General features: G+C 64.3%; 12 protein-coding genes and 2 pseudogenes. 4 read left to right on the forward strand and 10 right to left on the reverse strand.

The annotated features are described in order from the left end of the window. Positions 1-22: 22 nt before the first annotated feature. From I6F12_RS08595 to I6F12_RS08615, 5 genes are all read right to left on the reverse strand, one after another. The gene (locus tag I6F12_RS08595) at positions 23-193 is read right to left on the reverse strand and encodes a hypothetical protein (RefSeq protein ID WP_157284651.1); all 171 of its coding nucleotides are present in this window, start codon (positions 191-193) and stop codon (positions 23-25) included. Next, on the reverse strand, positions 190-1,590 hold the full coding sequence (locus I6F12_RS08600) for an amidase (protein WP_225155970.1): 1,401 nt from the start codon (positions 1,588-1,590) through the stop codon (positions 190-192). The genes I6F12_RS08595 and I6F12_RS08600 overlap by 4 nt, the downstream gene beginning before the upstream one ends. A 31-nt stretch (positions 1,591-1,621) precedes the next feature. Further along, a complete protein-coding gene (locus I6F12_RS08605) occupies positions 1,622-2,971 on the reverse strand; it encodes a TRAP transporter large permease subunit (protein WP_036000352.1) in 1,350 nt (449 codons plus the stop codon). Continuing rightward, positions 2,968-3,570 carry a TRAP transporter small permease subunit gene (locus I6F12_RS08610; RefSeq protein WP_025035930.1) on the reverse strand — a complete coding sequence of 201 codons (603 nt, stop codon included), beginning with the start codon at positions 3,568-3,570 and terminating at the stop codon, positions 2,968-2,970. Before I6F12_RS08610 ends, I6F12_RS08605 begins: the two co-directional genes overlap by 4 nt. Positions 3,571-3,684: 114 nt before the next feature. Then, on the reverse strand, positions 3,685-4,812 hold the full coding sequence (locus I6F12_RS08615) for a TRAP transporter substrate-binding protein (RefSeq protein ID WP_036000349.1): 1,128 nt from the start codon (positions 4,810-4,812) through the stop codon (positions 3,685-3,687). 415 nt (positions 4,813-5,227) lie between these two features. Here I6F12_RS08615 and I6F12_RS08620 point away from each other — a divergent pair, with 415 nt between their 5' ends. Beyond that, complete coding sequence (locus I6F12_RS08620; RefSeq protein ID WP_225155971.1) at positions 5,228-6,508, forward strand: amidohydrolase/deacetylase family metallohydrolase; 1,281 nt, start codon at positions 5,228-5,230, stop codon at positions 6,506-6,508. A gap of 60 nt (positions 6,509-6,568) precedes the next feature. Here the strand turns inward: I6F12_RS08620 and I6F12_RS08625 are convergent. After that, positions 6,569-6,673 (reverse strand): annotated as a pseudogene (locus I6F12_RS08625) (DUF3750 domain-containing protein); the annotation flags it as partial. A gap of 117 nt (positions 6,674-6,790) precedes the next feature. Between I6F12_RS08625 and I6F12_RS08630 the strand changes: the two are divergent. Beyond that, a complete protein-coding gene (locus I6F12_RS08630; protein WP_225155972.1) occupies positions 6,791-8,413 on the forward strand; it encodes an ABC-F family ATP-binding cassette domain-containing protein in 1,623 nt (540 codons plus the stop codon). A gap of 167 nt (positions 8,414-8,580) precedes the next feature. On the opposite strand, the pseudogene I6F12_RS08635 reads toward I6F12_RS08630, so the two are convergent. From I6F12_RS08635 to I6F12_RS08645, 3 genes and pseudogenes are all read right to left on the reverse strand, one after another. Then, positions 8,581-9,032, reverse strand: a pseudogene (locus tag I6F12_RS08635) (transposase). 172 nt (positions 9,033-9,204) lie between these two features. Then, positions 9,205-10,257 (reverse strand): type II asparaginase, encoded by a 1,053-nt coding sequence (locus I6F12_RS08640; protein WP_225155973.1) that lies wholly within the window; start codon positions 10,255-10,257, stop codon positions 9,205-9,207. Positions 10,258-10,548: 291 nt separating this feature from the next. Next, positions 10,549-10,797, reverse strand: coding sequence for a hypothetical protein (locus I6F12_RS08645; RefSeq protein ID WP_036000331.1), 249 nt, complete (start codon positions 10,795-10,797; stop codon positions 10,549-10,551). Between the two features lie 202 nt (positions 10,798-10,999). Here I6F12_RS08645 and I6F12_RS08650 point away from each other — a divergent pair, with 202 nt between their 5' ends. After that, positions 11,000-11,461 carry a cupin domain-containing protein gene (locus I6F12_RS08650; RefSeq protein WP_036000328.1) on the forward strand — a complete coding sequence of 154 codons (462 nt, stop codon included), beginning with the start codon at positions 11,000-11,002 and terminating at the stop codon, positions 11,459-11,461. A gap of 6 nt (positions 11,462-11,467) precedes the next feature. Here the strand turns inward: I6F12_RS08650 and I6F12_RS08655 are convergent, their stop codons facing one another. Then, positions 11,468-12,430, reverse strand: coding sequence for an alpha/beta hydrolase (locus tag I6F12_RS08655; protein ID WP_225155974.1), 963 nt, complete (start codon positions 12,428-12,430; stop codon positions 11,468-11,470). A 115-nt stretch (positions 12,431-12,545) separates the two neighbouring features. Here I6F12_RS08655 and I6F12_RS08660 point away from each other — a divergent pair, with 115 nt between their 5' ends. Further along, a complete protein-coding gene (locus tag I6F12_RS08660) occupies positions 12,546-13,223 on the forward strand; it encodes a nitroreductase (protein ID WP_225114113.1) in 678 nt (225 codons plus the stop codon). Positions 13,224-13,312: the final 89 nt, after the last annotated feature.

Below are 13,312 nucleotides of genomic sequence, written 5' to 3' on the forward strand. Positions count from 1 at the left end.
GCGTCTTCTTGCCATGGGGCATTCAGCGAGGCGCGCCGTTCGTCCGCAGGGATCGCACGAAATCGATCACGGCCAGCACCACGACGCAGACAACGATGATGATGAGCGGAATGGCCTTGATCCAGACCAGCAGGATTCCAAGAAATGCGATCATGAGCGCGAGGCCGATGAGTCCGGTGATCAGATTGGTCATCGCACTTTCCTTTTCTCCGCGCCCGGAGCCGAGTTCGATCCGGCGCTCGGGGCGTTGCGCCGACCGCTGCCACGCATGCGCCCGATGCTCTTGATCAGCCAGTGCGCCGTGCGCAAGAGGCGGGCGTCGTTGCCGCGGCGGCCGACGAGCTGGACGCCCAGCGGAAGGCCCGATTCCGAGCGCATCAATGGAAGGCTGATGGCGGGGACGCCGAGATAGGTCCAGAGCGAGCAGAAAGCCGGGTTGCCGGTCGTTTCAATGGCGGGCGCCGCGCCCGGTGCTGCGGGCGTCAGGATGGCGTCGTATTCATCGAAAAGGTGGTCCAGGGCCTGGTTGAGCGGCGCAATCCCGGCCAGAGCGTTGCAATAATCCGCCGCAAGATGCGCGCGGCCGCGCGCGATCGCCTCACGCAGGCGCGTGCTCAGCCTGTCGCCGCCGCGCTGGTCATCGCGCCGCAGATTGTGCGCCATATCAACTTCCATGATGATGCGGTGCATATCGACGGCCCCGTCGAAGCTCGGCCCAAGCTCGACCTCGCTGCACGCTTCGCCCAAAGCGTCGACGAGCTCGGCAAAGGCTTCACGCATCTCCGGCTCGGCCTGATCCCAGACCGGAGAGCGCACGAAGGCAAATCGCGGCGGCAACGGCGGCTCGCTCGCCGCGATCACAGAGAATGGCGGGCGCGCAACTGGCCGGGTGTCCGGATCCTCCGGGTCGAAGTCGACCATGACCTCCGCCAGCAGGGCCGCGTCCTCGACGTTGCGCCCGAACACGCCGACATGATCGAGCGTGCGCGACAATTGGAGCGCGCCGCTGCGTGGAATGAGGCCATGCGTGGGCTTGAACCCGACCACGCCGCAGAAGGCGGCAGGACGGATCACCGAGCCGTTGGTCTGCGAGCCGATGGCACCCGGCACCATCAGCGCCGCGACGGCCGCGGCGGAGCCCGAGGACGATCCGCCGGGGGTGTGATTTGGGTTGTGCGGATTTCGGGTCTTGCCCGGATTGTAGTACGCGTACTCGGTGGTCACCGTCTTGCCGAGGATCACCGCTCCAGCCGCCCGCAGACGCGCCACGGCGGCCGCATCGCGCCGCGGCGTGCGTCCGGCCCACAGCTCCGATCCGAATTCCGTCGGCATGTCGCCGGTGTCGAAGATATCCTTGATGCCCACGGGCACGCCATGCAGCGGGCCTGTGGCCTTGCCGTGCTTGCGATGATCGTCGGCCGCCTCGGCCTGCCGCATCGCGTGGTCGCGATCGAGAAACGCCCACGCATGGATATCGCGATCGACCTCATCGATGCGCCTGAGGCAGTCGCCGACGAGCTCCACCGAGCTGAGCCGGCCGTCGCGGATGCCGGCCGCGGCGTCCGCGAGGCCGAGCGCGTTGAGACTCATGCGCAGCCTCTCGTCGGTTTGCCGGGTCCGCTCATCGCGCCCCATAGAGATAGCTCGGCAGCCACAATGCGATCCCCGGGAAGATGTAGACCAGTGCCATGGTGAGGAAGACCAGGCCGACGAACGGAAGCGCGCCGGAGAAGATGTCGGTCAGCTTCACCTCAGGCGGCGCCACGCCCTTCAGATAGAAGGCGGCCATCGCGACCGGCGGCGTGTTGAAGGCGGTCTGCGTGTTCAGTGCGACCAGGATGCCGAAGAAGATCGGATCGATGCCGTATTGCGGAAGCAGCGGCAGGAAGATCGGCACAAAGATGATGATGATCTCGGTCCATTCCAGCGGCCAGCCGAGCAGAAAGATGATGATCTGGGTCAGCAGCAGGAACTGGATCGGCGAAAGGTTCATCGAAGTGAAGAACTGCTCGACCACCGATTGTCCGCCAAGGACGGCAAACACCGCCGAAAACGTCCAGGATCCAATGAAGAGGTAGCAGACCATCGCCGTGGCGCGCACGGTCAGGTACACGGATTCGCGTATCATCTCGTAGTTGAGCGAACGATAGGCAGCCGCCAGCACGATGCTCATGAGGGCTCCCACCGCGGCCGCTTCCGAGGGCGTCGCCAGCCCAAACAGGATCGCGCCGAGCACCGAAACGATCAGCAACGCGAGCGGCAGGAACGACGTGGCGAGCGCCCAGATGACCTTTGAGGTCGGCACGTCGGTCTGCTCGCGGGGCAGCTTCGGCGCGAGCGCGGGATTGATGATCGCGCGCGTCATCGCATAGAGGACATACAAGCCGGCCAGCATGAACCCCGGAAAGAACGCCGCCGCGTAAAGCTTGACCGCCGAGACGCCGGCGGTCGCCGCATAGACGATCAGGAGAATGCTCGGCGGAATCAGGATGCCGAGGCAGCCACCGGCGCAGACGACGCCCGCCGACAGCTTGGCGTCGTAGCCCGCTCGCAGCATCGCCGGCAATGCCAGCAGCCCCATCAGCGTGACGACGGCACCGACGATGCCGGTGGCGGTCGCGAACATGGCGCAGGTGATCAGCGTGGCCACGGCAAGTGCGCCCGGCACGTTCTTCATCGACAGCTGCAGCGAGTAGAACAGGCGGTCGAGGATGTTTGCGCGCTCGATCAAATAGCCCATGAACAGGAACAGCGGAACCGCCACCAGCACGTCGCTGGATGTGACCTCGAACGTCTTCTGCACCAGAAGCGTGAAGATACGGTTCTGAAAGAAGTCCTGACCGGGGGTGTAGTAGGCGTAATAGCCGAACGAGACGCCCATCGCCATCAGCGTGAAGGCGATCGGGAAGCCGAGCATGATGATGAAGATGAAGAGGCCCAGCATCAGCATGCCGAGTTGAGGATCGGTCATGCGCCTGGTCCCTTCTCGCTCTGCGGCTCAGCCGCGTGCTGCTGATGTTCGCGGATGACGAGGCTCTCGGTCTCCTCCACGTCGTGCAGGCGCTGCGGCCATCGACCGGTGCGGATGCACAGCACGCAGCGGATGATCTCGGCGACCCCTTGCAGGAACAGAAGGAAGCCGGTGAGCGGGATCAGCGCCTTCAGTGGAAACACGGGAACGCCGGCCGGACTGAAGATGCTGACTTCGCGGAAGCGCACCGACATCTGGGCGTAGTTCCAGCCCGAATACATCAGCGCCGCGATCGCCGGCAGGAAGAACAGGATATACAGGACGAGGTCCATCGTCGCCTGGGTGCGCGGCGACCAGAGGCGGTAGACCACGTCGGCGCGGACATGGCCGTTTCGCGAGAGCGTGTACGCGCCGGCCATCAGGAACATCGCGCCATAGGTGATGTAGCTGATGTCGAAAGCCCAGGTGGTCGGCGCACGCAGCACGTAGCGCACGAACACCTCGTAGCTGACTCCCAGGGTGAGAACGAGGATCAGCCAGGCGAACGCCTTGCCCACCCACGTGCTGAGCTCATCGATGAAGAACAGGAATTTCGTCATGCGAGCTGAACTCGCTGCGAGCAGTCCATCCGGATGTCCCCCTCCAACTCGTGGGCGGCGCTTCAATTGCGCCGCCCTCGCGATAAGACCTGACGCGATCCCCCGCGACAGCCGTCAGACCTTGAGCACGCCCGGGAAGTGATGCTCGAAGGCGCCGCGGTAGTCCGTCGCGTTGTTCATGTTGTAGTAAACCACGCGGCGCACCCATTCCTTCTGCGAGTCCATCACCTTCTTCATGAACGGATCCGAGCCGAGCTGGGCGATCAGACCGTCCCACGCCTTGATCTGCGCGTCGAACACAGACTTCGGTGTGCGCTGGACGTTGACCTTGTCCTTGTTGATCAGCTCCTGCAGGTCCTTCGAATAATAATCCATTGCCTTCCATTCGTTGGCGGAGGACACGGCCTCGGCGGCGTATTGCAGGATCGCCTGCTGTTCCTTCGGCAGCGCGTTGAATTTCGTCCGGTTGAACATGATCTCGAAATATTCCGTCGCCTGATGATGGCTGCCCATCATGTAGTTCTTGGCGACATCCTGCGCGCCGAAGCGCCGGTCCGAGGTCGGATTGTTGAACTCGAACCCGTCGATCACGCCGCGCTCCATCGCGGGTACGATCTCGCCGCCGGGCAGCTGCGCGACCGATGCGCCCATCGCCTGGAAGAGATCGGCGGCCAGACCCACCGTGCGATATTTCAAGCCCTTGAGATCGGCGTCGCTGGTGATCGGCTTCTTGAACCAGCCGAGCGGCTGGGTCGGCATCGGCATGGCGAAGAAGCTCTTGATGTTGACGTTCATGATCTTAGTCTGGAGTTCCTCGAACAGCTCCTTGCCGCCGCCGTTGTGGATCCAGCCAAGGCCTTCGTTGGCGTTGAAGCCGAACACCGGGCCGGTGCCGAACAGCGAGGCGGCCTTGTGCTTGCCGTACCAGTACACCGTCACCGTGTGTGCCGCGTCGATCTGGCCGCCATGAACGCCGTCGAAGACCTGGAACGGATGCACGACCGAGCCGCCGACCAGATAGTCAATGCGCAGCCGGCCTCCGGCCATATCGTTGACGCGCTTCACATAATCTTCGGCCATCTCGTTGAAGACATCGGCCTTGCCCCACGAGCCCTGCATCTTCAGGGTCGCTGTCTGCGCCCGGCTGACTTGCGGCATGGCGATGGTGGCAGCGCCGGCCGCGCCGGCGGTCAGCAAGAATTTGCGACGAGTTGTTCTGGTCTTTTCGGACTTTGCAGTCATGGACGTCCTCCCTGGCGGCCTGATTGTTCGAACGCGTTTCGACGCGCTTGTCGTTGTGAACCGCTGGAGGTATGCCGCATTCCAGCGACTTTGATCACAGTTTGGACGCATTGCCGGCATCCGACAAGCCCCGGTGTCGCATTATTGGTCTTAGACGTTCGACTCCAGGCAGTTCGATATTCACGCGCATGTCGCGGCGCAGCAAAGATGCAGCCGGACTTCAGCCAGTGGTGCCCGCCCGATGCGATTCTGGAAAATTTCGCGGCTCCTCAGGGCTCGCGTGCCGTCATAGGATCGGATCATCCGGGCTTCATTTCCAATCCCGTTCGTTGTGAACTCGACCTTGGCGGCGGAAGCAGATCTGGACATCCAGCCCGGCCGTTGCCGCGAACAAAAGCACAGAGGGGGGATCATCATGCTTGCGTTGTCACGCCGCGATTTCCTGGCACTCTCGACGGCGGCCGCCGCCGTCGGCCTCGCCGCGCCCGCGCGCGGGGCGATGGGGCCGAACGACAAGTACGATCTGGTGATCCGCGGCGGCGAGGTGCTCGATCCCAGCCAGTCGCTGCGCGCCAGGCGCGATGTCGGCATCCGCTGGGGCACGATCGAGGCGGTCCAGGAGGCGATCCCGGCGGAGCGCGCGCTGAAGAGCATCGACGCCTCAGGCAAGCTGGTGATGCCCGGCCTGATCGATCTGCATTGTCACGTCTATCCCTACGGCTCGGCCATCGGCATTCCCGCCGACGAGCTGGTCCAGTTCCAGGGCACGACGACCGTCGTCTCGGCGGGCGATGCCGGCGTCAACAATCTGGCGGCGTTGCGCCGCTTCATCGTGGCCCAGACGCGGGCGCGGATGTACGCCTTCGTCCACATCGCCAATAACGGCCTGTCGGCGTTCCCGGTCGCCGAGCTCCACAACATCGATACAGCGCAGACCGAAGCCTGCGCCATGGCACTGGCCGAGAATTCGGACTTCCTGCTCGGGGTCAAGGTGCGCATGTCGGAAAACGTCATCTTCAAGCATGGGCTCGAGCCGCTCAAGCGCGGCATCCAGGCGTGCGAGATGTGCGGCTGGCCGGCGAAGATGATGGTACATATCGGCGGCGTCGAATCCAAGGAGCTGATGTCGCAAATCCTCGACCTGATGCGCCCGGGCGACGTGCTGACGCATGCCTATTCGGGCGCCCCGAACATGTCGAGCGTGTTCACGAATATCGTTCAGGACGGCAAGCTGCTGCCTGCGGCTCTCGCGGCCAAGCAGCGCGGCGTCATGTTCGACGTCGGGCATGGCGGCGGCAGCTTCGATTTCACCGTGGCGGAAGTGGCGATCCCCGGCGGATGCGCTCCTGATACCATCTCTTCGGACATCCACGTCTTCTCCGGCAATTCGCCGGGGATTCCCTTCCTGCCCAACGTCATGAGCAAGTTCATGACGCTCGGTTTCACGCTGGAGCAGGTGGTCGCAATGGCAACGACCGCGCCGGCGAAGATCATCAGCCGCGCGCCGAAGATCGGCACGCTGCAGGTCGGTGCGCCCGCCGACGTCGCGATCATGGAGCTGGTGGAGGGACCGGTCAGCTTCGTCGACACGCGCAATAACAGGAGGGAAGGGAAAGCCCACCTCAAGCCGATCCAGACCGTCATCAACGGCGTGCCGTTCGGGCGGCCGTATCAGGCGCCGTTCTCAGTAAGATAGAGAGGCGGCGCCGGTCTCAGGTCTCTTCGAGATTCGGCGAAAAGTTCTTACAGGCCGAGCGTTGATCTCCGGGCCTTCGACCCAGCCGATGGAAAAGCCGACATATCCGGCAAGCGAAGCATAGATGCCCGTGCCGGACGCAGTTTGCCCGACCCATTTGCCCGTAGGCCCCGAACCGAGCGGTCACGAGCGAATGGGCTGAATCCCGGCCTGTCCCGGGCTTCCCCTCACGCCCCGTATGGCCTATGACGCTGCAACGCAAAAATCCCCCAAAAGTCACTCATGATCCGCCTCGACAACGTCAGCAAGCAAGCCGGCCACCAGATCCTGTTCATCGAAGCCTCCGCGGCCCTCAACAAGGGGGAGAAGATCGGTCTCGTCGGCCCGAACGGCGCCGGCAAGAGCACGCTGTTCCGGATGATCGCCGGCGAGGAACTGCCCGACGAGGGTCAGGTCTCCATCGATCGTGGCATCACCATCGGCTATTTCAACCAGGACGTCGGCGAGATGAGTGGCCGCAGCGCGGTGGCCGAGGTGATGGACGGCGCCGGCCCCGTCAGCGAGGTCGCGGCTGAATTGCGCGAGCTCGAGGCCGCCATGGCCGACCCCGACAAGGCCGACCAAATGGACGAGATCATCGCCCGCTATGGCGAGGTGCAGCACCGGTTCGAGGAGCTCGACGGCTATGCGCTCGACGGCCGCGCGCGCGAGGCGCTCTCCGGCCTCGGCTTCAGCCAGGAGATGATGGACGGCGACGTCGGCAAACTCTCGGGCGGCTGGAAGATGCGTGTGGCGCTGGCGCGTATTCTTTTGATGCGGCCCGACGTGATGCTGCTCGACGAGCCGAGCAACCATCTCGATCTGGAAAGCCTGATCTGGCTGGAAAAATTCCTGCACGATTACGAGGGCACGCTGCTGATGACTTCGCACGACCGCGAATTCATCAACCGCGTGATCTCCAAGGTGATCGAGATCGATTCCGGCTCGCTCACCACCTACACCGGCGATTACGAATTCTACGAGCAGCAGCGGGCGCAGAACGAGAAGCAGCAGCAGGCGCAGTTCGAGCGCCAGCAGGCCATGCTCGCCAAGGAGATCAAGTTCATCGAGCGCTTCAAGGCGCGCGCCTCGCATGCGGCGCAGGTGCAGAGCCGGGTCAAGAAGCTCGACAAGATCGAGCGGGTCGAGCCGCCGCGCCGCCGCCAGAGTGTCGCGTTCGACTTCCCGCCGGCGCCGCGCTCGGGCGAGGACGTCGTCGCACTCAAGAACGTGCACAAGGGCTATGGCTCAAAGCGCATCTATGACGGGCTGGACTTCATGATCCGCCGTAAGGAGCGCTGGTGCGTGATGGGCGTCAACGGCGCCGGCAAGTCGACGCTGCTCAAGCTGGTTGCCGGTGCGAGCGAGCCGGACGAGGGCACCGTGGCGCTGGGCGGCAGCGTCAAGATGGGCTATTTCGCCCAGCACGCGATGGATCTGCTCGACGGCGAGCGCACCGTATTCCAGTCGCTGGAGGACGCGTTTCCGACGGCGGGGCAGGGCTCCTTGCGCGCGCTCGCCGGCTGCTTCGGCTTCTCCGGCGACGACGTCGAGAAGCGCTGCCGCGTGCTCTCGGGCGGCGAGAAGGCGCGCCTCGTCATGGCCAAGATGCTGTTCGACCCGCCGAACTTCCTGGTGCTGGACGAGCCCACCAACCATCTCGACCTCGCCACCAAGGAAATGCTGATCAACGCGCTGTCGGATTTCGAGGGCACCATGCTGTTCGTCTCGCACGACCGGCATTTCTTGGCGACGCTGTCGAACCGCGTGCTGGAGCTGACGCCGGAGGGCATCCACCAATATGGCGGCGGCTACACCGAATATGTCGCGCGCACCGGCCAGGAGGCGCCGGGTTTGCGGAGCTAGTGGTGGGCGGTAGCCCGGATGGAGCGAAGCGCAATCCGGGATCCGTGTGCGACGTCGGCGCTCGTGTCGTGCCGCGGGACCATCCCTGGATTGCGCTGCGCTTCATCCAGGCTACGGGCGGCCGTGATGGACCGGTAGCCCGGATGGAGCGTAAGCGTAATCCGGGATCAGTCTCCGCGTTCACCAAAGCTGCCGCTTATCTCGCCGGCTCCTCCCCAATCGGGAGGTAGAATACCAGCGCGAACGTAGTGATGGAGCGAGCTGTAGGGCCACTCAATCGCCGCTGCAACGAGCCCGTGCTTGACCGGATTGTAGTGAATGTAATCGGCGCAGCGCTCGAAATCCGCATCGTTACGAATTGTGTGTTCCCAAAATCGCCGCTGCCAGAGCGCGTACTCGCCGCGATGATTGCGGCAGATCGGTGCGCCGGAAGCTGCCAGCCGGTGTGTGAAGGCACTCTTGATGCGCTTCCAACGACCCGCCGTTCGGCACGCGTTACGCGAAATGCGCTGCGGAGCTCGTCGACATGATCAACCAGCACGGATGACATTCGATCGTCCAGCGTGACGGTGAAGAAGAACATCCCGCCGGGTACGAAATTTCGCCGATAGCGAACCATGCGAGGGACTTTCCCGGATTGCGCTTCAGTCGGGCGAAGGATGGGCCGAAGCCGCGCAGGGCAATCCGGGGAGTGCTACAGGGACAGTCGTGCCGGTGCTTGGTCTGCCCCGGATTACGCTGCGCTTCATCCGGGCTACAACTAGGGCGGCCCTCCGGGTCCGGATCATGCTCTAATAAGCATAGAACATCCGCTGAATGTCCTTGGTGTCGGTCGTCTTGGTCAACGCCAGCATCAGCAAGATGCGCGCCTTCTGGGGATTGAGCGTATCCGAGACGACGAAGTCGTGCTCATCGTCCTTGGCCTCGCCATTGCGCGCGACGATGCCGTTGCCGACACGGCTGCTGCGAAGGATCACCACGCCCTTCTTGCGGGCATCGTCGAGCGCCGGCTCGACCGCCGGGCGGGCGAGGCTGCCGTCGCCTACGCCGGCATGCACGATCCCCTTGGCGCCGGCGGCGACAAAGGCGTCGATCGCGACCCGGTTCATGTTGGCGTAGCCATAGACGATGTCGACCTGCGGCAGGACATCCAGCTTGGATACGTCGAATTCGGAATCCGCCGTGTGCCGGCGGGTCGATTGGCGATAGAAATACGGCTTGTTGCCCTGCATGTAGCCGAGAAAGCCGAGTTCAGGCGTGCGAAAGGTGTCTGCCGTGGACGTGTTGTTCTTGGTGACGTCGCGTGCCGCGTTGATCTGATCGTTGAGGGCGACGAGCACGCCCTTGCCCACGGCCTCTTCACTGCCTGCGAGGATCACCGCATTGAAGAGGTTGATCGGGCCGTCCGCGCTGATCGCGGTCGACGGCCGCATCGCACCGACGACGACCACGGGCTTCTTGCTCTTGACGACCAGATTCAGGAAATAGCTGGTTTCCTCGATCGTGTCGGTCCCGTGCGTGATCACGATCCCGTCCACGTCGTCCTGCGCGAGGAGCGTATTGACGCGCTTGGCGAGCTTCAGCCAATAATCATTGTTCATATTCTCGCTGGCGATCTGGAAGACCTGCTCGCCCTTGACGTTGGCCACCGTTTTCAACTCGGGGACGGCGTTCAAGAGGGTCTCGATGCCCACCGTGGCTGCGGTATACCCGATGACGGTGGTGCTGCTCGCCCCGCTGCCGGCGATCGTGCCGCCGGTTGCGAGAACCATGACGTTGGGCAGGCCGGGGCCTCTCGCGTTGGCAACGTCAACGATCATGAGCAGCGCAAAGAGCACGCTCATTATCGCCATCATGTGATCACGCACGCGGAACTGCAACATCTCGTCCATCCTTTGCTGGAAGCCTCGTTGATGCGCCCCGGTTCGCTCAGCGTCGCATCATCTGTCAGCCGCTGCGTTCTGTCTAGGGTCGCGGCGCGTTTGCTTTACGCGCTCGGCGCGTGTCGGAAACTGGCGGCGGGGAGGCACAAAAAGCAAATGGCCGGGACATTCTCGCGCGAAGACGCGCTTCTGCCCGGCCATGACGGCATTTCGGTTGTGGCTTTGCTGAAGAAGCCGGGAACGGACTGCGCGTTACGCGCTGGTCTCGCACTTCTTCATGAAGCTGTTCTTGGCGGCGCCGGCGAGCGGCTTGCCGTCGGCGCTGACGGCCTTGGGCGCGCAGGCGTCTTCCTTGCACTTCTTCAGAAACGAGGTCTTGGCGGCGCCGGCCAGCGGCTTGCCGTCCTTGCCGACGGCCTTGCTCTCGCAGGTTTCTTGCGCAAGGGCCGAGCCCGCTGCGAAGGTGGCAACGATCGCAGCGAGAAAAATCCGTTTCATCATGGGGGTCTCCTGAACCAGAAATGGCCGGGAGAGTGGAGCCGGGAATCGTGGCGCAATCAAGCAGGATGAGCACTGGGCCGCCCGGTCGCCCGCTGATTTTTGCGCGCCAGCTCGGAAGATGTCGCCTCTGTTGCAGTGCTCGCTGACCGCATCGGGCGATCCTGCTAGCGTCGGTCCCTTGAGATGGAGAGGAAGCATCGTGATGGACGCCGCGATCCCGCACGACCAGGCAGCCGATCGGCATTCCCACCTGGTTCGACCCCAAGACATGGATTGGCAGAAGACGCGCTTTCCGGGCTGCGAGGCCAAGACGCTACTGTTCGATCGCCGTACGGGGCTGATGACCGCCTTGATGCGTTTTGCGCCAGGATCGGTGCTGCCCGATCACGAACATGTCGGCATCGAGCAGAGCTGGGTGATCGAAGGCGCGCTCGTCGACAAGGAGGGTCCGGCCAAGGGCATTGCCTGCAAGGCCGGCGAATTCATCTGGCGCGAGGCGGGGAGCCGGCATGCCGCCTGGTGCCCCGACGGCGCGTTGATCTTGGCGATCTTCCAGGTGCCGAACAAGTTTTTCGAGGCCGACGGCCGCGTGGTCGATGCCGCTGGCCAGGACTGGGATGAGACCTGGGGACACACCGCGGCGCAGCGGGCGCAGAGCGCCTGATCGCCTTCACGCGCCGCGCATCAGCAGCGCCTTGAAGTCGGCCCGCGCGCGCTGCGCCTCAGTGCGCGCGACGTCGGAGGCGTCGCCCATGCCGAAATAGCCATGGATCAGGCCGGGGCCGTCATGGTGCTTGACCTTCACGCCGGCGGCCTCCAGCGCCCGCGCATAGGCGGCGCCTTCGTCGCGTAGGGGATCGAACCAGGCGGTGGTCACGACCGCGGGCGCGACGCCGGCCAAGGAGGCGGCCCGCAGCGGCGAGACGCGCCAGTCGCCGGCGTGCGCGGGATCGGCGAGATAATGGCCGCAGAACCATTCCATCGTCGCCCGCGTGAGGAAGTAGCCCTCGGCGTTCTCGCTGCGCGAGGGATAGCGCGCGTTCTCGCGCGCATCGGCATAAGCGCCGACGACGTCGGTGACCGGATAGACCAGCAGTTGCGCGGCGAGCTTGATGCCGGCCTCCCGACAGGCGATCGCGCTCGTCGCTGCGAGATTGCCGCCGGCGCTGTCGCCGGCAACGCCGAAGCGCGTTGCGTCACCGCCAAATTCCGCGACGCGGCCAAACACGTCGCTGACCGCGGCGAAAGCATCCTCGAAGGCGCCGGGAAAGCGCGTCTCGGGCGGGCGGCGATAGTCGACGGAGACGACGACCGCGCCGGTCTCGATCGCAAGGTTGCGCGCCTGCCGGTCGTGGGTTTCGAGATCGCCCGCAACCCAGCCGCCGCCATGGAAGAACACCACCGTCGGTGCCGGCGCGGCGCCGACCCGATAGACCCGTGCGGGAAGCAGACTGGCGCCGCCTTTCACCCTGATATCCTCGACGCTATCGACCGGCGGCGGCGGAATGGCGGCACGCGAGGCAGCGAGTGCGCGCAAGGAATCGCGGGCGCTCTGTGGCGTCATGACCGTGGGATCGCGCATCGGCATGAGCGGAATGATCTGGGCGATGACGGGATCGAGCGGTGCGGCCATGGGCTTTCCTCACAGGGTTCTTGGTCTTGCTTGGTCATTAGCATAGGTTTTGCGGGCCGCATCGGCAACCGGCGTGCGTCGCGAGGCCGGACGAACGGGCAGGGAGGTTCACGAGGTGGAATTCGAGACGCTGGTCCAGTCGCGCCGCAGCGTGCGTGGCTTCAAGAACGAGCCGGTGCCGCGCGCGGTGATCGAGGCGATCATCGAGAGCGCCAAGCGCGCGCCCTCGTCGATGAACACCCAGCCCTGGCATGTCCATGTGCTCACGGGTCATCCGCTGGAGGAGGTGCGTCGCCGCAACATGTCGGAGATGGCCGGCGGCGCCAAGGTCAAGCGCGACATCGTCAGCCATGGCGAATACCAGGGCGTGCATCGCACCCGGCAGGTCGACATCGCCAAGAAGCTGTTCGGCGCGATGGGAATCGCACGCGACGACAAGCCGATGCGGCAGGACTGGGTGCTGCGCGGCTTCCGCCAGTTCGACGCGCCGGTCTCGCTGGTGCTGACCTATGACCGCGTGCTCGATCCCGGCGCGGTCTGCCACTTCGATCTCGGCGCGCTCTGCTACGGCATCGTGCTCGCGGCGTGGGACCGCGGGCTCGGCTCGGTCATCAACGGGCAGGGCATCATGCGCTCCGACATCGTGCGCGAGGTCGCCGAGATTCCGGAGGACGAGGTCATCATGACCTGTGTCGCGATGGGCTATCCCGACGACGGCTTTGCCGCGAACGCCGTGCGCTCGGACCGCGAGCACAACCACCAGTTCGTGCGTTACGTGGGTTTTGCCGATTAGCACGAGCAAGAGGAGATTATTCTCTGGCGGAAAATTTTTGGTGCGGTGTCGCGAGTGGCCTCTTGCAATCTCGAAGTCGCGGGAGGAAC

It is taken from the genome of Bradyrhizobium sp. IC4059, assembly GCF_020193615.1.
Lineage (GTDB): Bacteria > Pseudomonadota > Alphaproteobacteria > Rhizobiales > Xanthobacteraceae > Bradyrhizobium > Bradyrhizobium yuanmingense.